An 18,864-nucleotide genomic window follows, 5' to 3' on the forward strand; every position below is an offset into this window, starting at 1 on the left:
TAAGTTCGGATCACCGGCCGAGGTGGCAGATCGGTAAAGTCCGCTTTCCGCCCAAAATATGGTGATACCGTCGCGCTGACCGGCTGTCTGACGCGGGAGGGACGACATTGCCCGTACGCGCCTGGCTTCTCCATAACCGCCGGCTCCTCCCGGCGGCCCTGGACGCCGTGGCCTGGGCCGCCGGCCTGTTCGCCGCGGTGCTCGCCCGGTACGGCACCGACCTCACCCGGCGCCGGCTCGCCGGACTGCTGCTGGCCGGCGCGCTCGCCGTCGTCCTGCAGTTCACGATCGGCCACGCCCGGCACCTCTATCGCGGGCGGTACCCGTACGCCAGCTTCGAAGAGGTCCGTGCCGTCGCGGTCACCACCGCCGGCACCGCGGGCGCGCTGCTCGTCCTGGATGTGCTGCTGTTCCGCCACCCGGTGCCCGCGCTGGCGCCGCTCGTCGGTGGCGCCGTCGCGCTGGTCCTCATGCTCGCCGTGCGGTACGCGCAGCGGGTGCGCCGCCAGCGCCGCCGCCGGCCGGACCGCCGGACCGCGGCGCCCGTGCTGCTCTTCGGTGCCGGCGAGGCCGGCGCCGTGCTGGTGCGCTCGATGCTCCAGGACCCGAACGGCCGGTACCTGCCGATCGGCCTGCTCGACGACGACCCGGACAAACGCCGCCTGGAGATCTCCGGCGTGCCGGTGCTCGGCGCCCGCGACGACATCGGGGACGTGCTGGCCCGCACCGGCGCCGGCACCCTCGTGTTCGCCGTCGCCAACGCCGACGCCGAGCTGGTCCGGGCGGTCCGGGACCGGGTCGTCGCGGCCGGCGCCGCTTTCAAGGTGGTGCCCTCGGTCAGCGAGCTGATGGACCACGCCGTCGCCGTCGACGACATCCGTGACGTGCAGGTCAGCGACCTGCTGGGCCGGCACCAGATCGAGACCGACCTGGACGCCATCGCCGGTTACCTGACCGGCAAGCGGGTGCTTGTCACCGGCGCCGGCGGCTCGATCGGCTCGGAGCTGTGCCGGCAGATCCACCACTTCTGGCCGGCCGAGCTGATGATGCTGGACCGCGACGAGAGCGCCCTGCAGGCGGTGCAGCTCTCCATCGACCCGCTGGGCCGGCTCGACGACCCCGCAGTGATCCTGGCCGACCTGCGCGACGCCGGGCGGATCCGGGAGATCTTCCACAGCCGCCGGCCCGAGGTGGTGTTCCACGCGGCCGCGCTCAAACACCTCGCGCTGCTGGAGCGGTACCCCGGCGAGGCGGTCAAGACGAACGTGCTGGGCACCCTCAACGTGCTCGACGCGGCCCGGGACGTGGAACGGTTCGTCAACATCTCCACCGACAAGGCGGCCGACCCGACGAGCGTGCTCGGCTACTCCAAGCGGGTCACCGAACGGCTCACCGCATGGACCGCTAGCCACCGGCCCGGCATGTTCCTCAGCGTCCGCTTCGGCAACGTGCTGGGCAGCCGCGGCTCGGTGTTCACCACGTTCAGCGCGCAGATCGCCGACGGCGGCCCGGTGACCGTCACCCATCCCGACGTGACCCGGTACTTCATGACCACCCAGGAGGCCGTGCACCTGGTCATCCAGGCCGCCGCGATCGGCCGGGACGGTGAGGCCCTGGTCCTCGAGATGGGCGAGCCGGTGCGGATCGCCGAGGTGGCCCGGCAGATGGTCCAGCTGGCCCGGACCCCGGTGGAGATCCGTTACACCGGGTTGCGGCCGGGCGAGAAACTGGCCGAGACGCTCTTCGGGGCCGGCGAGCGCGACCATCGGCCGTACCATCCGCTGATCTCGCACGTCGCGGTGCCGCCGCTGGACGCCGCCCGGCTGCGGGTGCTGGACCCGGGCGCCGAACCGGCGAGCGTGGTCGACACGCTCGCCGGTCTCTGCACCGCGCCGGAACCCCGGCGCCTGCACGCGGCCTCGTAGGGTTCCGCTCACTTGCCCGCGGGCTTGGCGGGGTCCCTCACTTGCCGGCGGGTGATGGCACCGCCACCAAGGCCCGCCGCTCGGTGAGCTTCGCGCGGGGCCCGCCGGCGGCCAGTTCCAGCGCCGCCCGCAGCCGGGCCTCCTCGCTCGCCCGGTCCCGGTACCAGGCGATCGCCCAGATCCGGTGCAGGTTCCAGCCGAGACCGAGCAGCACCTGCTCACTGAGCCGGTCCCGGTCCCGGGCCGCCGCGCAACCCCCGTACGCCGCGCCGTCGCACCGGATGCCGAGCAGATACCCGGCACCCGGCCGGTCCGGGTGCCGCACGCCCAGGTCGACCCGGCCGCCGGCCCAGCCCAGGTTCGCCTGCACCGGGTACCCCCAGGACCGCACGGTCTGCATCACCGACTCCTGGAACGGCCCGTCCGGTTCGGCGGCCGCCCGCTCGGTGGCCGGGATGTCGAGGGCTGCCGCACCCCGTTCCGCGTAGTCGAGGTAGGCGGCGAGCAGCCGTACCCCCTCGTTGTCGGTGTCCGGCACGTCGCGCGCCGAGATCGAGGTGACGATCTCCACGCGGTACCGGGCGCGGGTGATCGCCACGTTGAGCCGCCGCCAGCCGTTCGGCCGGTTCAGCGCGCCGAAGTTCGCACTGATCTTGCCGGTCTCGTCGTAGCCGTACCCGATCGAGAAGATCATCACGTCCCGCTCGTCGCCCTGCACCGCCTCCAGGCTCTTCACGAAGAAGCCGTGCAGCCGGTCGTCGTCCAGGATCCGCTCCAGCTCCGGGCGACCCTGCGCGACCATCTCGACGGCCCGCTCGATGGCCTCGGCCTGCGCGATCGAGAACGTCACCACGCCCAGCGACAACCCCGGCCGGGTGGTGAAGTGGTGCACGATCCGCTCGGCCACCCGTTCCGCCTCGACCGGGTTGTCCCGGGTGCTGCTGCGCCGGTAGACGCCGCCCGCCGGCAGCAGCGCCACACCGGTGTCCGGGCCCGCGGTGCCCGAACCGGCGCCGTTCGCGCTCGGGAAGACGCTGAGCCGGCCCTGGTAGAAGGCGTGGTTCGAGAACGCGATGAGTGCCTCGTGCCGGCTGCGGTAATGCCAGTTCAGGCCGATGCTGCCGAACGCGCCGCAACCCTTCGCCAGCTCCAGGATCGACTCGAAGTCGAGGACCGCCAGCTCCTGCTCCGGCTCCTCGCCGGCACCCAGGGCCCGGTCGAAGAACGAGGTCGGCGGCAGCTGCCGGTCGTCGCCCGCGGTGATCAGGGCGGCACCCCGGTAGATGCAGTTGATCGCGTCGGCCGGGGTCACCTGGGACGCCTCGTCGAAGATCACCACGTCGAACTTGATGTCCGCCGGCAGCGACTGGCTCACCGTGAGCGGCGACATCAGGAAACACGGCCGCAGACCCAGGACCAGGTCACGGGCCGCACCGATCAGCTCGCGCACCGGCATGTGCCGGCTGGCCTTCATCGCCTCCCGGCGCAACAGGTCGGCCGCCGGGCTGCTGCCGCCGGCACTGCCCGTGTCCGGCCGGCGTGACGCGACGGACTCGGCGATGTCGTCGACCGCGGCCGCCGTGAGCAGCCCGTCCAGCGCCCGGAACTCGGCGACCAGCCGGTCCCGGTCGGCGGACCGCCACGGCCGCAGCCGGTGGTCGGCCTGGATGACCGCGTCCGCCCAGGCCCGGAAGAGGGCCCGCTCCACGGCCGGCGGCACCTGCTCGGCGTCGAGCCCCCGGTCGGCGCAGAACTCCACCACGCCGTCCAGGCCGTGACCGCTGAGCACCGCGCGGGCGTCCAGCGCGGCGAACCACTCCTCCTGGCCGTCCGCGTCCCCCCGGATCCGCTGCAGAAAGGCGCGCGCCCGGTCGTGGTCGCCGAGCTCCGCCTCCAGCTCGGCGCGGCGGGTCGGTCCGAACGCGGCGAGCACCGCCTCCCGGGCCTGCGCCCACTGCGCGGCCAGCTCGTCCAGGCCGGTCACCGGGCGCAGGTCACGCAGCGCCACCGCCTGAGTCCCGGTGAGCGGCTGCTCGGCGCCGGTGAGCAGGGTCCGCGCCTGCGCCGCCCACGCCACCGCGGCGGACAGGGCCGCCTCGTCGGTCTCGCCACCCCGGTAGGCGTCGCCGAAGACCGTCGCGTAACCGCCCGCGTGCGCCGCGATCGACGACTCCGCGGCGGCCACCTCACGGCGCAGCTCGGCCAGCCGGGCCACCTCGGCGAAGGTCAGGGTCCGGCCGGTCGCCACGTCGTAGGCGTGCACCACCCCGGCCACCGCCACCAGCGCCGTGGCGTGCGCGCGCAACCAGGTCACGGCGGTCTCGATGGGGCCGTTGAGCAGTTCGGGACGGTCGGCGGCGTACGGGCCGGGATGCTTCGCGAGCACCGCGTCCCGGGCGGTGGTGGCGAGGCGGATCAGCTCCGGATCAGGTTCCGGCGAGCAGACGTACGCGGCAACCGCCTGCACCCCGGCCGGCGGCGCGGCCCGCAGACCCGTCTCCACGACGGACAGCGCCTCGTCGATCGCGGTGAAGTCGGTGGCCGGGCCCTGCCAGTACCGGCCCAGCGCCGCACCGTACGCCGACTCGGCCGCCGCCAGGTCCTGCCGGGCCCGCTGCCACGCCACCGCCGTCTCCAGCCGGGGCAGCGCGTCCCGCACCGCGGCCGTCGGCAGCACGAACGCCGCGATGATCCGCCGGTCCCGCCGGTACGCGCCGAGCAGCTTGCGCCACCCCCGGTGCACCCGCGCGAACCGGTCGGCGAGCTCCTCGACCGGCTGGGTGAGAATCGCCTCGGCGAAGAACGGCCGGGCCCGCATCTCCGCGGCGACCAGGTTCTCCAGCGCCCGCCGCAGGGCCTGCGCGCCCGCGGCGACAGTGGTGGCCACGCCCGGACCGAACCAGAACGGTTCCGGCCGGTGCGTGCGCGACCCCAGTTCCGCGATGTCGGCGACCCGCCCGATGTCGGCGACCTTCACCGCGTTCGGCAGGCCCAGCTTCGCCGTGACCCGGTCGACGGTGGCCCGGTGCCGTTCCAGGGTGTCGGCCGCCTCCGTGCAGGCCCGCGCCTGCCGGTCCGCCTCGGCGGCGGTGAGCGGTTCCAGATCCACCGGCGGCGGGGTGAGCCCGCTCAGATCCGGTACCTCGGGCAGGCCCGCCGGGTCGGGCAGGGCCGACCACGAGATGCCGGCCCGCCGGGTGGCCGCCTCCCGGGCCGCCCGGACCGTCGTCAGGTCCCGGCCCAGCGCCGCGGCGGCCTGCCGCACCGGGTCCAGCGACGCCGACGTCAGCCACTCGTCCCGGACGTGCGGCGGCCGCTTGCCGGTGTGCGCGGCGAGCCGGGCCAGGGTGCCGGCGTCCTGGGTGCCGCTCAACCCGAACGCCTCCACCGGCGCCCGGTCGGCGAGCACCGCCCGGGTCAGCCCGGCCAGCGCCCGCTCGGCGGCGGACAACGCCGGGTCCAGAGGTTCGCGGCGGGCCACGTCACGCCACGGCAGGTCGTCGCGGGCCACCACGGTGCGCCAGGCCGCGGCGAGCCGGTCGGTGGCCTGGCGGATGCGGCGAACCGCCTCCGGGGTCACCGCCTCCGGCGCGACCACCGGGACCGGGGCGGCCGGCGCGTCCTGCAGCCGGGCACACACGCCCAGCACGTTGTGCAGGCTGCGGCCGAGCGGCAGCCTGATCTCGTTCATCGCGGCCGCGTACGCGCTCAGCTGCTCCCGCCGCTCCCGCGTCCCCCGCCGGTCCACCGCGTCCGGCCCGTCGTGCGGCGCCGGCGTGTCGTCCAGCGCGGCCGCCAGCGCGGTCGCCACCTCCTTGCGCCCGGCCTTGTGCCCGTGCAGCTCCAGCACGTACCGGTCCAGCCCGGCCTCGACCAGCCGGTGATGCACCACGTCCAGCGCGGCCGCCTTCTCCGAGACGAACAGCACCCGCTTCCCCGCGTGCAGCAGGCAGCCGATCATGTTGGCGATGGTCTGCGACTTCCCGGTGCCGGGCGGACCGTCCATCACGAAGCTGTGCCCGGCCACCGCGGCGGCGATGCAGGCCCGCTGGGACGCGTCGGCGTCCAGGACCAGCGGTACGTGCTCCGGCGCGGCAAGCCGGTCGATCTCCGACGACGGGATCGGGGTGAACCGGAACGCCCCCGTCTGCCGGGCGCCGGCCACCCCGGTGCCGGTCTGCCGGGCGCCGGTCGTCCCGGTGCCGGCTGTCGGGACGCTTGTCGTCCCGGTGCCGGTCGTCAGGGCCTGCACCACCGGGTGCGCGAGGATCCGGTCCTCGTTGACCAGCAGGTCCCGGTAGATCGCCTCCTTGTGGAAGGTCAGGCAGGAGAGCAGCACGGTGCGTTCCACGTGCCAGCCGCGGCGCCGCGCGACCACCCCTTGCAGCCGGGACCAGAGCCCGGCGACGTCCGGTTCGCCGTGCCCGTCCAGGGCCGGCGCCTCCATGCCGAGACGGCGCAGGCGGATCGCGAGCGCCGGGTTGACGACCGTCTCCTCGTCGCGCAGCCGCAGCCGCGGCGGATCACCCGGCCCGGTCGTGACCAGCTCCACCGGGACCAGCAGGACCGGGCTGGCGAACGGGTTCTCCTCCTCGTCCCGCCAGCGCAGCAGGCCCAGCACCAGGTGCAGCACGGAGACGCCCCGGTCCAGGTACTCCTGCCGGGCCTTCTTCATCATCCGGCGCAGCACCGCGTCCAGCGACAGGTCCGGCATCTCGGTGCGCAGCACGTCCTCGGCGGCCAGCCGCTGCGGGTCGGCGCCGGTGCCGGCCAGGGCACACTCCCCGCCCCGGTGCAGGGTGCTCACCACCGCCTCCGGCTCCGGGCCGACCACCTCCACCAGATCCGGATGGTCGGTCGGGAAGTTGATCAGCCGGTTCGTGTCGCCGAGGTCGACGAGGCTGTCCCGCCACGCGTGCAGCGCCGCCCGGACCTCGGTCCGTGCCTGTGCGGAATCGGACGGGTCATCTCTCATGTCCCGATTGCAACTTAAGTGAACCTGTTTTCGCTGGCGAATCGGCAACCGCGTGCCGCCTCCCGCGTGTCAGCTTGCGCCGAGGGGCCTCCAGCATGCCGGCGCCCGCCGCCTTCCTCGCCTGCGGGCCCGCCGGTCGTCTTCCCTCGCCTACGGGTACCCTCGCGGCCGGTAGATGCGGCCCGCCGGGTTGGCCCCTTGCCGTCGGTAGGTGCGGCCGGCCGAGTCGGTTTGCTCGTGGTCGTAGTAGCCGCAGCCGGCGGGAGGCGCCGCCTCGCGGTCGGTGGTGGGTGCGGCCGGCCGGATCGGCCCCTCGCCACGCCCCCCGACCGCGCACGTGGCCCCCGTCCCGGTAACTCCCCGCACTAACCCGTGCCCCATCCGGCCCCGGCGACGCCGTCCCCGTCTAGTTGTTGATCTGCTAGCGACGCAAAATCGCGGTGATCAAGGCATGATCACCGCGATTTCGTAGCGCTAGCAGATCAACAACGCCGGTCGGGCACCGATCACTGTCCGCGAGGGTGCCGGGGGCGATCGCTGCCGCGCGGCTCTGGTGCCGGTTCTGGTGGCACTGACCGCGGCGGCCGAGTGGGCGCCGGTGACCATGTCGCCATCTGATCGGGGCGGCGGGCCGGCGATGGCCCGGTCGGCTGGGGCGCAGCGCCATCGGGACCGCGGTGCACGATCGGGTCCGTGCGGTGCTGCGCTGGCATGGTGCACTCGCGCCGCTTGCCGGGGGACCGGCCGGGGCCGGCGTGCCGCTTTGCCGAGCGACCGACCGGGGCCGGCGTGCCGCTTGCCGGGGGACCGGCCGGGGCCGGCGTGCCGGGTGATCGGTTCAGGCTCGTGCGCCGCTCAGGACCGCGTCGACGAGTGTCTCGGCGAATCGTTCCTCGGGGACCGCCAGGTTCAGCCGCAGCATCGACTGGATCATGCCGGGCGCGGAGAGCATCAGCTGGGTCATCTCGATGTCCAGGTCGGCGCGGAGCTCGCCGGTCTCGATGCCACGCCGCAGGACCTGGCGGGTGACCTCGCGGCGCGGCTCGACGAAGGCCTGGTACATCCGGGCGAGTTCGTCGTCGCGGATCAGCTCCGGCAGCAGGCACGCGGTGACCTTGCCGTAGCGCTGGGCGCGAGGCGTACGGTTCGCCTTGATCAGCGCGATCAGGTCCTCCCGGACCGAGACGCCGGCGGGTTCGGGCAGCGGGCCCTTCATCGAGCGCACCGCGTCGATCAGCAGTGCCTCCTTGTTCGGCCAGCGGCGGTAGATCGTGGCCTTGCCGACGCCGGCCCGGGCCGCCACCGCCTCGATCGAGATGGCGGCGGCGCTCTGGCCGTCGCTCAGCAGGTCCAGCACCGCGTCGAGGATCGCCTCGTCGGCCTGGGCGTTGCGGGGCCGGCCGGGAGCTTTGCGCTCCTGGCCGGTCCCGGGTGCGGCGGTGCTGGTCATGGCGTTCATTGTGAACGAGTGATCTACGCTTCGACCAACGCGCCCGGCTCATCGGCCGGGGCCGGCGCCGTGGCGTCCGCCGGTTTGCGCCCGGGCAGCCACAGGGCCGCGACCAGGGTGCCGAGCAGGGCGAAGACGGTCGAGCCGACCGCCGCCCAGTGCATCGCCGTGACGAACGCCGCATTGGCGTCGGCCAGCAGCGCGGACGCGGCCGGCCCGGCCTGACCGGCCACCGCGTAGGCACCGGCGATCGACTCCCGGGCCAGGTCGGATGCCGCCTCGGGCAGCCCGGCCGGCGCGGCCAGGTTGTTCCGGTAGACCGACGAGACGACCGCGCCGAGCACCGCCACGCCGAGGGCGCCGCCGAGCTGGCGGATCGTGTTGCTGACCGCCGAACCCACGCCGGCCTTCTCCCGGGGCAGCGCCGACATGATCGCCTCGGTGGCCGGTGGCATCACGTTCGCCATGCCGACGCCCTGCACGAAGAACGCCACCGCGACCAGCCAGATCGGCGTGTCCACGCCGATGAACACCCAGGTCGCGAGCGCGGCCGAGACGAGCAGCAGGCCGACCGTGCTGACCGCTTTCGGTCCGAACCGCTTGACCATCGACGCGCTGGCCGGCGCGAAGATCATCTGGCCGAGCGCGAACGGGACGAAGAGCGCGCCGGAAGCCAGCGGGCCGTAACCGCGGACCATCTGGAGGTAGAACGCGCCGAAGAACATCGAGCCCATCGCCGCGAAGAAGACCAGGCCGATGATGCCGGTCGACGCGGAGAACTGCCGGTTCGTGAAGAGCCGCACGTCCAGCGACGGGAACGGGATGCGCCGTTCGTAGAGCACGAACCCGGCCAGCACCAGCAGCCCGGCGGTCAGCGGCGCCCAGGCGAGAGGCTCGCCGAACCCGTCCTCACCACCCTTGATCACGCCGTACGTGAGCAGGGTCAGGCCGGCGATCGACAGCAGCACGCCGAGCACGTCGACGCGTCCCGGCTTCGGGTCACGCGACTCCGGCACCAGCACGGCGACCAGGGCCACCCCGGCCACCACGATCGGCACGTTGATCAGGAAGACGGAACCCCACCAGAAGTGCTCCAGCAGTACGCCGCCGAGCACCGGCCCGATCGCCACGGCCAGGCCGACCGCGCCCGCCCAGACACCGATCGCCCGCGGCCGTTCCCGCGGGTCGAAGACGTTCGCGATGATCGAGAGCGTCGCCGGCATGACGGCGGCGGCGCCGAGACCCATCACCGCGCGGGCGGCGATCAGCATGTCGGGCGTGGTCGCGTACGCCGAGAACAGCGACGCCAGACCGAAGATGATCAGTCCGGCGATCAGCGAGATCCGGCGGCCGATGCGGTCCGCGAGGATGCCCGCGGTGAAGAGCAGACCGGCGAAGACCAGGGTGTACGAGTTGATCGCCCACTCGAGTTCGCTCTGGCTCGCGCCCAGGCCCTTCTCCGGGTCGGCGATGGTCCGCATCGCCACGTTGAGCACGGTGTTGTCGAGCACCACCACCAGCAGGCTGATGACGAGCACTCCGAGGATCGCCCAGCGCCGCGGATGGCCGGCGGGCGGCTGTTCCGGAGCGGTCCCCGCGGTGTCGCGGCGCGCCGGGTCGTTGTTCTGCACGTGCGGTGCCCCCGAAATATTTGCGAAACGGAACCGTTCCGTATCGCTTCGCAACCTAACCCCATGCCGAGCAAAACGGAACGGTCTCGTATCGGAAGTGTGCCCCGTCACCCGGCCGGTGGCCCGTGCGTGACGGGCTGGGGGAGCAGGTCCAGGATGCCGGCGGCGTCGATCGGGTGGGCCAGCAGGAAGCCCTGCGCGAACTCGCAGCCCAGCTCCCGCAGCACCCGCAGATCGGCGGGGTCCTCGACCCCCTCCGCGACCGAGGCCATGCCGAGCGCGTGCGCCATCCCCACCATCGCGTCGGCCAGGGAACGCCGGGCCGGGTCCCGGGAGATGCCGGACACGAAGGTCCGGTCGATCTTGACGATGTCCCAGCCGTGGTCGGCGACGCGGGCCATCGACGAGTACCCGGTGCCGAAGTCGTCCACCGCCAGCTTCACCCCGGCCCGGCGCAGCGGGCCCAGCGCCGCGTCCACCGTCGCCGGGTCCGCCAGGCCGGTCTCGGTCAGTTCCAGGGTGAGTGCCGCGGCCGGGCTGCCGGCCCGGTGCAGTGCCGTGAGAACGGTGTCCGCCGTCGTCGCGTCCAGCTGGCGGGGGGAGAGGTTGACGGCGACCGGGATCCACCGGCCGGTGCGGTTGTACCAGGTGCGCTGCTCGTGCAGGGACTCCTCGAGCACCGCGGCGAAGAGCTGCGCGACGGTGCCGGTCGCCTCGGCCACCGGCACGAAGGCGGCGGGCGGCAGCACGCCGTCGCCGGGATGCTCCCAGCGGGCCAGGGCCTCGACCGAGCTGAGGGTTCCGTCGTCGACCCGGAACACGGGCTGGTAGACGCAGAACAGTTCGCCCGGGTGATGCAGGGCCCGGCGGAAGTCGGCGTCGCGGCGCAGGCGCTGGGCGGCCTCGGCCCGCCGCTGCACGTCGAAGCGGACCATCCGGCCCCGGCCCGCAGCCTTGGCCTGGTACATCGCGGTGTCCGCGTCCTGGAGCAGGTCCTCCGGGGCGGCCCGCGGGTCACCCGTGGTGCGCAGGCCGATCGACAGGGAGGCGAAGAACTCGCTGCCGTCGGCCAGATGCAGCGGCCGGCCCAGGTCACCGGCCACCCGGTCGGCGATCTCGATGGCCTCCTCGTCGGTGACCGCGGGCATCAGGATGACGAACTCGTCACCGCCCAGCCGGCAGACGAGGTGACCGGCACCGACGGCGCCGCGCAGGCGCGCGGCGATGGCGACGAGGAGCTGGTCACCGGCGTCGTGGCCGAGACTGTCGTTGACTGTCTTGAAATGGTCAAGGTCGCAGAAGAGCAGACCCACCCGGGTACGCCCGTCCGCCGGCAGGGAACTCAGCGCCAGCGCGAGCCGGTCCATCAGCAGACTGCGGTTGACCAGCCCGGTCAGCGGGTCGTGCCCGGCGCGGCGGGCCAGTTCGTGGATCGGGGCGATCAGCCGGACCGCGACGAGCGTCATCGAGACCGCGGAACCCAGGATCAGGGCGGTGTCGTCGGGCGGCTCCCAGAACAGGTGCAGGGTCTGCAGCACCAGCGACGCGGCGAACAGGGTGACCGCCCGCGGCACGGTGAGCATCACCAGCGTGGAACGGCGCGGGGTGGTCGTGACCATCGACGGGTGCAGGCCTGCGGTGGCGAGCAGGATCGGCATCGCCATCCAGCCCAGGTCGATCGGACCGCCTTCGGTGTAGGTGCCGGCGAGGCTGCGGTGGGTGTAGAGCGCGTCCGAGACGAACCAGGCGAGAAGACCGAGCAGCAGGGCGCGTACGCCCGGGGTGCGCAACTGGACGCCGAGGGCGAGCGCCAGCGCGCAGTAGACCACGAAAAGCGTGCTGGCCGGGGCCGCGACCGCCACGAACTGGGCCGCGGTGGTGCCGCCGACGGTACGGACCGGTTCGGCCACCAGGATCCAGGCGAGAGCCGCCAGGGGTGCCAGGATCACCGCCGAGTCGATGAAGGCGGTCCGTCCCGCCCGGGCCGCGAGCGTCGCCGTCCCGGCCGCGATCGCGACGTGCCCGAGCAGGTAGAAGACGTCCGCGCCGGACGGGAAGGGCGCCGGCAGGTCACGGGCGGTCCAGCTCGCGAACAGCACGTCACCGAGCCCCGAGGCGGCCAGCCCGGCGGTGATCAGCAGCCAGGCGGTCCGGCGCTGCGGTGTGTTACGGACCAGGCCGTACCACGTGGCGACGGGTGCCGTGCAGTTCACCACCACATAGATCCACCGGGTGGCGGCGGTCAGTGGCGTGACCAGGTAGACGACGGCGGCCGCCGAGGCGACGAGCAGGTAGATCCACCACAGGTGCCGGAGCGGGCCGGTGGTGGCGCGGGTGCCCATGCCGTACCCATCGGCCGCCCGGGTCCGGATCCTGAACCGGCGATTCCCGCGGTGGCGCGAAGCGGCGCCGGATGTGAGGCTCGGCTGGTTGCCGCAACACCGCTCCTCGGAAAGGAACATCCATGACGACCATCGTGAACGGACTCGACGGCCTCAAGTCGCTCGCCGGCCAGGACCTCGGCCACAGCGAGTGGCTGGAGATCACCCAGGAGCGGGTGAACACGTTCGCCGACGCCACCGGCGACCACCAGTGGATCCACGTCGACGTGGACCGCGCCAAGGCCGGGCCGTTCGGCGGTCCGATCGCCCACGGCTACCTGACGCTCTCGCTTGTCATCCCGCTGTTCAGCTCGCTGCTGACGGTCGAGGGCATCACCATGGGCGTCAACTACGGCCTGGAGAAGGTGCGCTTCCCGAGCCCCGTCCGGGTCGGCGCCAAGATCCGGCTGCGGGCGTCGGTGGTAAGCGTCGAGGACGTGGCCGGCAACGGCGTGCAGAGCACCTTCGACTTCACGGTCGAGGTGGACGGCTCCGACAAGCCGGCGTGCGTGGCGCGGCCGGTCTACCGGCACTACGCCTGACGGCCACGGTCGGCCTCCGTGTCCGGCCACGCGGCGGCGACCAGGTCGGGCAGGATCCGGGCGGCGCTGCCGCGCAGGCTGACCAGGGCCACCGAGTCCATCGGGGTGGGCTGCGGGTTGACCTGGATCACGGCGGCGCCGGCGCGGGCCGCCAGCCGGGGTATCTCGGCGGCCGGGTAGACCAGCCCGGACGTGCCGACGGTCAGCAGCACGTCGCAGCCGGACGCCGACCGGGCGGCCGACTCCAGGGCCGCCTCCGGCAGCGACTCACCGAACCAGACGACGCCCGGCCGGATCAGGCCGCCGCAGCGCGCGCAGACCGGCGGCCGGATCCGGCGGCCCTGGTCCGGCTCCTCCGCATCGCCGGCCAGGTCACCTGGCCGGCCTCCGGTCGGGCCGCCTGGTCGGCCTCCGGCCCTGTCTTCGGCCTGGTCATGGGCTTTGTCGCCGGCTTTGTCGCCGGCCTTGTCGCTGGGCGCCGTGGCGGCCGTGCCGCACTCGGCGCAGCGGGGCGCGAACAGGCTGCCGTGCAGGTGCACCGGGTTCGCTGAGCCGGCGCGTTCGTGCAGGTCGTCGACGTTCTGCGTGACCAGGGTGGTGTGCTCGGCGCGGGCCTCGATCGCGGTGACCGCCAGATGCCCGGCGTTCGGGTGGACGCTGCGGACCCGGTGGCGGCGCCACTCGTACCAGCCCCAGACGAGATCCGGGTCGTCCCGGAAGGCCTGCGCGGTGGCGAGCGCCTGGGCGTCGAACCGCGCCCATAATCCGGTCAGCGCGTCCCGGAAGGTGGGCACGCCGCTCTCCGCCGAGATGCCCGCGCCGGTGAACACCACCACGCGCTGCGCCGCGGCCAGCAGCTTCGCCGCCTCCTGCAGGTCCGTCATCCGATCCCTCTCCCGTGCCATTCCGTATCCCCCGCACGGAGTGTCCCAGCGACGCGCCGCCGGCCGCATCACCGATCCGCACATGGGTCGTTGACCTCCTCGACCGAGGCGGTGCGTGGAGGTGGGCCGAATGTCCGGAGTGGATCGTCGGTGACCCCGGCACGACCCCGTTCGGCCCGGATCTGGAAACGACGGGTACGGCACGCCGGTACCCGTGTCTTCGCTGTCGTCGAGGACTGGACCGCCCCCGGCGGGCGCCCACCACGCTCCGAGTCCGAGGTGAGCACGCTGGTCGCCGCGGTCACCCTGGCCGCGGGCGGCCTCTTCCTCCTGATCATGCTGGTCACCTGGCTGACCCGCTCGTGACCGCCGCACCCCGGCGGCCACCCCAGGACCGTGCCCTGTCCGGTCCCGGTGGCGCCGAATGCGGCCGTCCCGGCCGAGAAGTGATCTGCTAGCGGAGCGAAATCGCGGTTTCAGGCCCATGATCACAGCGATTTCGTAGCGCTAGCAGATCAACTTCTCGCCGTGTGGACGCAACGTCGCGGATCGCGGCTGCCAGGGACTGGACACAAGGGAGCGCGCGGCTGCTTGACCAGACCATAGGGACACCCCGGGCCGCCAGAAGCACACGGTGGTCGCGGGGAGGGGAACATGGTGCCGGCGCGCCGGTGGAGCCGGGACTATGAGCTGATGCCCGGGGCGCCGAGGCAGCCGACCTGGGCTGCAAGCTGATGCTCGGGGCGCCGAGGTAGCCGGCCTGGGCTACGAGCTGATGCCCGGGGCGGCGAGGCGGCCGGCCTGGGCTACGAGGGGATGCCGAGAGCGGCGAGGCAGCGGGCCGGGTCGTCGGCGAACGGGAGGTGGCCGCAGCCGGGGAGGGTGACGTGGCGGGCGGTGGGCAGGACTGTGCGGGCCCGGCGGGCCTGGGTGCGGTACGGCAGGATCGCGTCCCGTGTGCCCCAGGCGATGGTGACCGGGATCCGGGTGAGCTCGCCCATCTCGGCGAACTGCCACGGCCGCAACCGGCTGAACGCGTCGCGGGCGCCGGCGAAACCCGGGGCGGCGGCGAGTGCGCGGGCCGCGGCGAGGGCGTCGGCGGCGGGCAGCCGGCCGGGGTGGGCGTAGAAGGGCGCGCAGAACGCGGACCGGCCGGCCCGCGAGTTCAGGATCCGGGGCAGGGCGGCGTCCAGGCGTTCCGCGCCCGCGCGGGCGGCCGTGACCACAGTCTGGCACCAGAGGCGGCCGGGGGTGTGCCAGAAACCGACGGGGGCGAACGCGGTGACGGCCCGGGCGTGGCCGCGCCGCCCCAGTTCGAGGGCCACGCCGCCGCCGAGGGAGCTGCCGGCGATCTCGGGGGCGCGCACGCCGAGTCCATCGAGGAACGCGGCGACCTGATCCGCATACCGCCCGACGGACCCGGGCCCGGTGCCGCCCGCCCCGCGCGACCCGAAAGACGATGGAGGGCCCGCGCCGCCCACTCCGCGCGACTCGGAAGACGATTGAGGGCCCGCGCCAGCCGGCCCGGGTGATGAGCTGGGCCCCGTACCGCCTTGACCGCGCGACCCGGAGGCGGACCTGGGCGCCGCGCCGCCCGCCCCGGGTGATCCGGAGCGTGCGCCGGGCCGGGTGCCTGTCAGGCCGCGCAGGCCAGGGCCCACCGCCGGTAGCGGGGTGCTGCCGAAACCGGGCAGGTCGAGGGCGATCACGTCGCGGTGGCGCGCGGCGGTGTCGAGGATCGGGGACCAGACCTGGCGGTGGCTGCCGAGGCCGTGGATCAGCACCAGGACCGGGCCCGAGCCGCGCCGTTCATAGGAGAGCTCTGCCATCGGGTCAGCCTGCCCGAAAGCGGATCACGGCTGGGGGTTGCGGACCGGATTCCGCGCTGCGAGCAAGACCTGAAACCCGTTGTTGACATGTTGCCAATAGCGGTGTGATGGTACGGCGATGTCGGACGACTACGACGTTCTCGTGATCGGCTCCGGGTTCGGCGGCAGCGTCACGGCGCTGCGCCTGACCGAGAAGGGTTATCGCGTCGGCGTGCTCGAGGCGGGCCGCCGGTTCGCCGACGAGCAGTTCGCCAAGACCTCCTGGCGGCTGCGCGACTACCTGTGGGCGCCCGCGCTGGGCTGCTACGGCATTCTGCGTCTCACCCTGCTCAAAGACGTGATGATCATGTCGGGGGCAGGGGTGGGTGGCGGCTCGCTGGGCTATGCGAACACGCTGTACGAGCCGCCGGACGCGTTCTACCGCGACCCGCAGTGGTCCGGCATCACCGACTGGAAGTCCGAGCTCGCCCCCTATTACGCGCAGGCCAAACGGATGCTGGGGGTGACCGTCAACCCGGTGGGCACGGCGTCCGACGAAGCCCTGCGCGCGGTCGCGAACGATCTGGGCGTGGGCCACACGTTCGCCCGTACACCCGTGGGGGTCCTCTTCGCCGCAGGCGCCCAGAAACCCGGCGCCGAGGTGCCGGACCCGTTCTTCGGCGGGGCCGGTCCCGTCCGGCGGACCTGCACGCTGTGCGGCTCGTGCATGACCGGCTGCCGTGGCAACGCCAAGAACACCCTGGTCAAGAACTATCTCTACCTCGCCGAGCGGGCCGGTGCCGAGGTCCATCCACTCACCACGGTCCGGTCCGTGCGGCAGCTGACCGGCGGGGGCTACGAGGTGCGGACGCGGCGCACCGGTGGCCTCGCCGGGCGGGTGTTCACCGCGCGGCAGGTCGTCTTCGCCGGTGGCGCGCTCGGCACCCAGCGGCTGCTGCACCGGATGCGCGACAGGGGGCTGCTGCCCCGGATCCCGGCCCGGCTCGGTGAGCTGAGCCGCACCAACTCGGAGTCCATCCTCGGCGCGCGCACCCGGCGCGCCGACCGCGACTTCAGCCACGGCGTCGCGATCACCTCATCGATCCATCCGGACCCGGTGACCCATGTGGAGCCGGTCCGCTACGGGCCCGGCAGCAACCTGCTCGCGCTGCTGGCCACCGTGCTCGTCGACGACACCGGGCGGACCCCGCGCTGGTGGGCAGCGGCGAAACAGCTCGCGCGGGCCGGTCGCGACCGGCGGCTGTTCGTCTCGCCGCGGAACTGGTCGAAGGAGACGATCGTGCTGCTCGCCATGCAGCCGCTCGACAACTCGATCACGTTGCACACCCGGCGCGGTCTGTTCGGGCGGCGGCTGACCAGCCGGCCGGGCATCGGGGAACCCAACCCGGTCTGGGTGCCGGCCGCGCACGACGTGGCGCGGCGGGTGGCGGAGAAAGTGGACGGCGTGGCCACCGGCGCCGCCACCGAACTCGTCGGACGGCCGGTGACCGGGCACTTCATCGGCGGGTGCGCGATCGGGGCGGTGGTGGATCCGTACCAGCGGCTGATCGGCTACGACGGGCTGCACGTGATCGACGGCTCGGTGGTGTCGGCGAACCTCGGGGTGAACCCGTCCCTGACCATCACGGCCCTCGCCGAGCGGGCCGTCGCGCTGTGGCCGAACGCCGGGGACCCGGATCCGCGACCGGCGATGGCATTGCCCTACCTCAGGCTGGAACCGATCAGCCCGAAGAACCCGGTGGTGCCGGCGCACGCCCCCGCCGCGCTGCGACTGACGATCGGGAAGCCGCGATGACGAAAATCGTGATCATCGGGGCCGGGTTCGGTGGCGTCGCCGTCGCCGCCCGGCTGCTCCGCGAGGGGCACGACGACCTGATCGTGCTGGAGAAGGCGGACCGGATCGGTGGTGTCTGGCGGGACAACACCTACCCGGGGTGCGCCTGCGACATCCCGGCGCCGCTCTACTCGTACTCCTTCGCGCAGAACCCGTCGTGGAGCCGCCGCTTCCCGCCGCACCAGGAGATCCTCGCCTACCTGGAGCGGTGTGCCGGCGAGCTGGGCGTCACCGCGCGCACCCGGTTCGGCACCGAGGTCACCGCCGCCGACTGGGACGGCGCCCGATGGGTGATCAGCACCGCGGCCGGTGAGCGGATCGAGGCCGACGTGCTGATCCCGGCGGTCGGCCAGCTGTCCCGCCCGTCGATCCCGGCGCTGCCCGGCGCCGGCGACTTCCGGGGCGTGGCCGTGCACACCGCGCACTGGACGCCGGACGTGCCGGTCGACGGCCGGCGGATCGCGGTGATCGGCACCGGGGCCAGCGCCATCCAACTGGTGCCGGCGATCGCCGGGCAGGCCGCGCACGTCACCGTCTTCCAGCGCACCCCGCCATGGACCCTGCCCAAACCGGACCGGCGGTACGGGCGGGCGCGGCTGGCCGCGTACCGCCGGATGCCCGCCCTGATGCGCGCCTCGCGGGCCGGCACCTGGCTGCTCACCCTGGTGACCGGCGCCGCGGTGACCGGGAACCGGTTCGCCGACTCGGCGGTGCGCGGCGTCTCCCACCTCCAGCGCCGCCTGCAGGTGCGCGACCCGGAACTGCGCGCCAAGGTCACCCCGGACGATCCGATGGGCTGCAAGCGGGTGCTGTTCACCAACGCGTGGCTGCCGACGCTGGCCCGGCCCGACGTGGACCTGGTCACCGAGAAGATCGTCGCGGTGACCGAGGACGGCATCCGTACCGCCGACGGTGCCCACCACCCGTGCGACGTGCTGGTCTACGGCACCGGGTTCGCGGCCACCGAGTTCCTGGTGCCGATCCGGGTGACCGGGCGCGACGGCACGGACCTGGCCGAGGTCTGGCGCGACGGCGCGCACGCCTACCTCGGTGTCACCGTGCCGGGCTTCCCCAACATGTTCCTGGTCTACGGCCCGAACACGAACACCGGGAACACCTCGGTGATCTACTTCCACGAGGTCCAGGCGCGATACATCGCGCAGGCGGTGCGGCGGATCGCCGCCGGGTCGAAGCCTCTGGAGGTACGGGCGGAGCGTGCCGCCGGCTACGACGAGGAGATCCAGTCCCGTCTGGCGACGAGCGTTTGGACGGGTTGCCGGAGCTGGTACCGGACCGCCGCCGGCCGGATCGTGACGAACTGGCCGGGCAAGGCGCAGGAGTACCGGCGGCGCGCGTCCCGCCTCGACCCGGCCGACTTCCACTGACCGTCCCGGCCGATTTCTGTCTGTTTCA

General features: G+C 73.4%; 11 protein-coding genes. 5 read left to right on the forward strand and 6 right to left on the reverse strand.

Features of this window, described 5'->3' with window-relative positions; genetic code table 11:
• Positions 1-107 precede the first annotated feature (107 nt).
• On the forward strand, positions 108-1,925 hold the full coding sequence (locus tag LPA41_RS22985) for a polysaccharide biosynthesis protein (RefSeq protein ID WP_229072821.1): 1,818 nt from the start codon (positions 108-110) through the stop codon (positions 1,923-1,925).
• Positions 1,926-1,962: 37 nt separating this feature from the next.
• Here the strand turns inward: LPA41_RS22985 and LPA41_RS22990 are convergent, their stop codons facing one another.
• From LPA41_RS22990 to LPA41_RS23005, 4 genes are all read right to left on the reverse strand, one after another.
• On the reverse strand, positions 1,963-6,900 hold the full coding sequence (locus tag LPA41_RS22990; RefSeq protein WP_229072822.1) for a DUF4011 domain-containing protein: 4,938 nt from the start codon (positions 6,898-6,900) through the stop codon (positions 1,963-1,965).
• Between the two features lie 838 nt (positions 6,901-7,738).
• Positions 7,739-8,359 (reverse strand): TetR/AcrR family transcriptional regulator, encoded by a 621-nt coding sequence (locus LPA41_RS22995; RefSeq protein ID WP_229072823.1) that lies wholly within the window; start codon positions 8,357-8,359, stop codon positions 7,739-7,741.
• Between the two features lie 14 nt (positions 8,360-8,373).
• Positions 8,374-9,888 (reverse strand): MFS transporter, encoded by a 1,515-nt coding sequence (locus LPA41_RS23000; protein WP_229072970.1) that lies wholly within the window; start codon positions 9,886-9,888, stop codon positions 8,374-8,376.
• A gap of 200 nt (positions 9,889-10,088) precedes the next feature.
• Positions 10,089-12,323: a bifunctional diguanylate cyclase/phosphodiesterase gene (locus LPA41_RS23005; protein WP_229072824.1), complete on the reverse strand. Its 2,235-nt coding sequence runs from the start codon at positions 12,321-12,323 to the stop codon at positions 10,089-10,091.
• Between the two features lie 122 nt (positions 12,324-12,445).
• Between LPA41_RS23005 and LPA41_RS23010 the strand changes: the two genes are divergently transcribed.
• The gene (locus tag LPA41_RS23010) at positions 12,446-12,904 is read left to right on the forward strand and encodes a MaoC family dehydratase (RefSeq protein ID WP_229072825.1); all 459 of its coding nucleotides are present in this window, start codon (positions 12,446-12,448) and stop codon (positions 12,902-12,904) included.
• Here LPA41_RS23010 and LPA41_RS23015 read toward each other — a convergent pair.
• On the reverse strand, positions 12,895-13,788 hold the full coding sequence (locus LPA41_RS23015) for an NAD-dependent deacylase (protein WP_229072826.1): 894 nt from the start codon (positions 13,786-13,788) through the stop codon (positions 12,895-12,897). The genes LPA41_RS23010 and LPA41_RS23015 overlap by 10 nt on opposite strands.
• A gap of 150 nt (positions 13,789-13,938) precedes the next feature.
• Here LPA41_RS23015 and LPA41_RS23020 point away from each other — a divergent pair, with 150 nt between their 5' ends.
• The gene (locus tag LPA41_RS23020; RefSeq protein ID WP_229072827.1) at positions 13,939-14,154 is read left to right on the forward strand and encodes a hypothetical protein; all 216 of its coding nucleotides are present in this window, start codon (positions 13,939-13,941) and stop codon (positions 14,152-14,154) included.
• 440 nt (positions 14,155-14,594) lie between these two features.
• Here LPA41_RS23020 and LPA41_RS23025 read toward each other — a convergent pair whose 3' ends face one another.
• The gene (locus LPA41_RS23025; RefSeq protein ID WP_229072828.1) at positions 14,595-15,617 is read right to left on the reverse strand and encodes an alpha/beta fold hydrolase; all 1,023 of its coding nucleotides are present in this window, start codon (positions 15,615-15,617) and stop codon (positions 14,595-14,597) included.
• A 118-nt stretch (positions 15,618-15,735) separates the two neighbouring features.
• Between LPA41_RS23025 and LPA41_RS23030 the strand changes: the two genes are divergently transcribed.
• Positions 15,736-17,412 carry a GMC oxidoreductase gene (locus LPA41_RS23030; protein WP_229072829.1) on the forward strand — a complete coding sequence of 559 codons (1,677 nt, stop codon included), beginning with the start codon at positions 15,736-15,738 and terminating at the stop codon, positions 17,410-17,412.
• Complete coding sequence (locus tag LPA41_RS23035) at positions 17,409-18,836, forward strand: NAD(P)/FAD-dependent oxidoreductase (protein ID WP_229072830.1); 1,428 nt, start codon at positions 17,409-17,411, stop codon at positions 18,834-18,836. The genes LPA41_RS23030 and LPA41_RS23035 overlap by 4 nt, the downstream gene beginning before the upstream one ends.
• Positions 18,837-18,864 lie beyond the last annotated feature (28 nt).

This window comes from Actinoplanes sp. DH11, assembly GCF_020873875.1.
Taxonomy (GTDB): Bacteria; Actinomycetota; Actinomycetes; order Mycobacteriales; family Micromonosporaceae; genus Actinoplanes.

Excerpts from the sequence above, each read along its gene's own strand:
- LPA41_RS23015 (WP_229072826.1), bottom strand. The coding sequence starts at position 13,788 with ATGACGGACCTGCAGGAGGCGGCGAAGCTGCTGGCCGCGGCGCAGCGC.
- LPA41_RS22990 (WP_229072822.1), bottom strand. The coding sequence starts at position 6,900 with ATGAGAGATGACCCGTCCGATTCCGCACAGGCACGGACCGAGGTCCGG.
- LPA41_RS23005 (WP_229072824.1), bottom strand. The coding sequence starts at position 12,323 with ATGGGCACCCGCGCCACCACCGGCCCGCTCCGGCACCTGTGGTGGATC.
- LPA41_RS22995 (WP_229072823.1), bottom strand. The coding sequence starts at position 8,359 with ATGAACGCCATGACCAGCACCGCCGCACCCGGGACCGGCCAGGAGCGC.
- LPA41_RS23025 (WP_229072828.1), bottom strand. The coding sequence starts at position 15,617 with ATGGCAGAGCTCTCCTATGAACGGCGCGGCTCGGGCCCGGTCCTGGTG.
- LPA41_RS23010 (WP_229072825.1), top strand. The coding sequence starts at position 12,446 with ATGACGACCATCGTGAACGGACTCGACGGCCTCAAGTCGCTCGCCGGC.
- LPA41_RS23035 (WP_229072830.1), top strand. The coding sequence starts at position 17,409 with ATGACGAAAATCGTGATCATCGGGGCCGGGTTCGGTGGCGTCGCCGTC.
- LPA41_RS23030 (WP_229072829.1), top strand. The coding sequence starts at position 15,736 with ATGTCGGACGACTACGACGTTCTCGTGATCGGCTCCGGGTTCGGCGGC.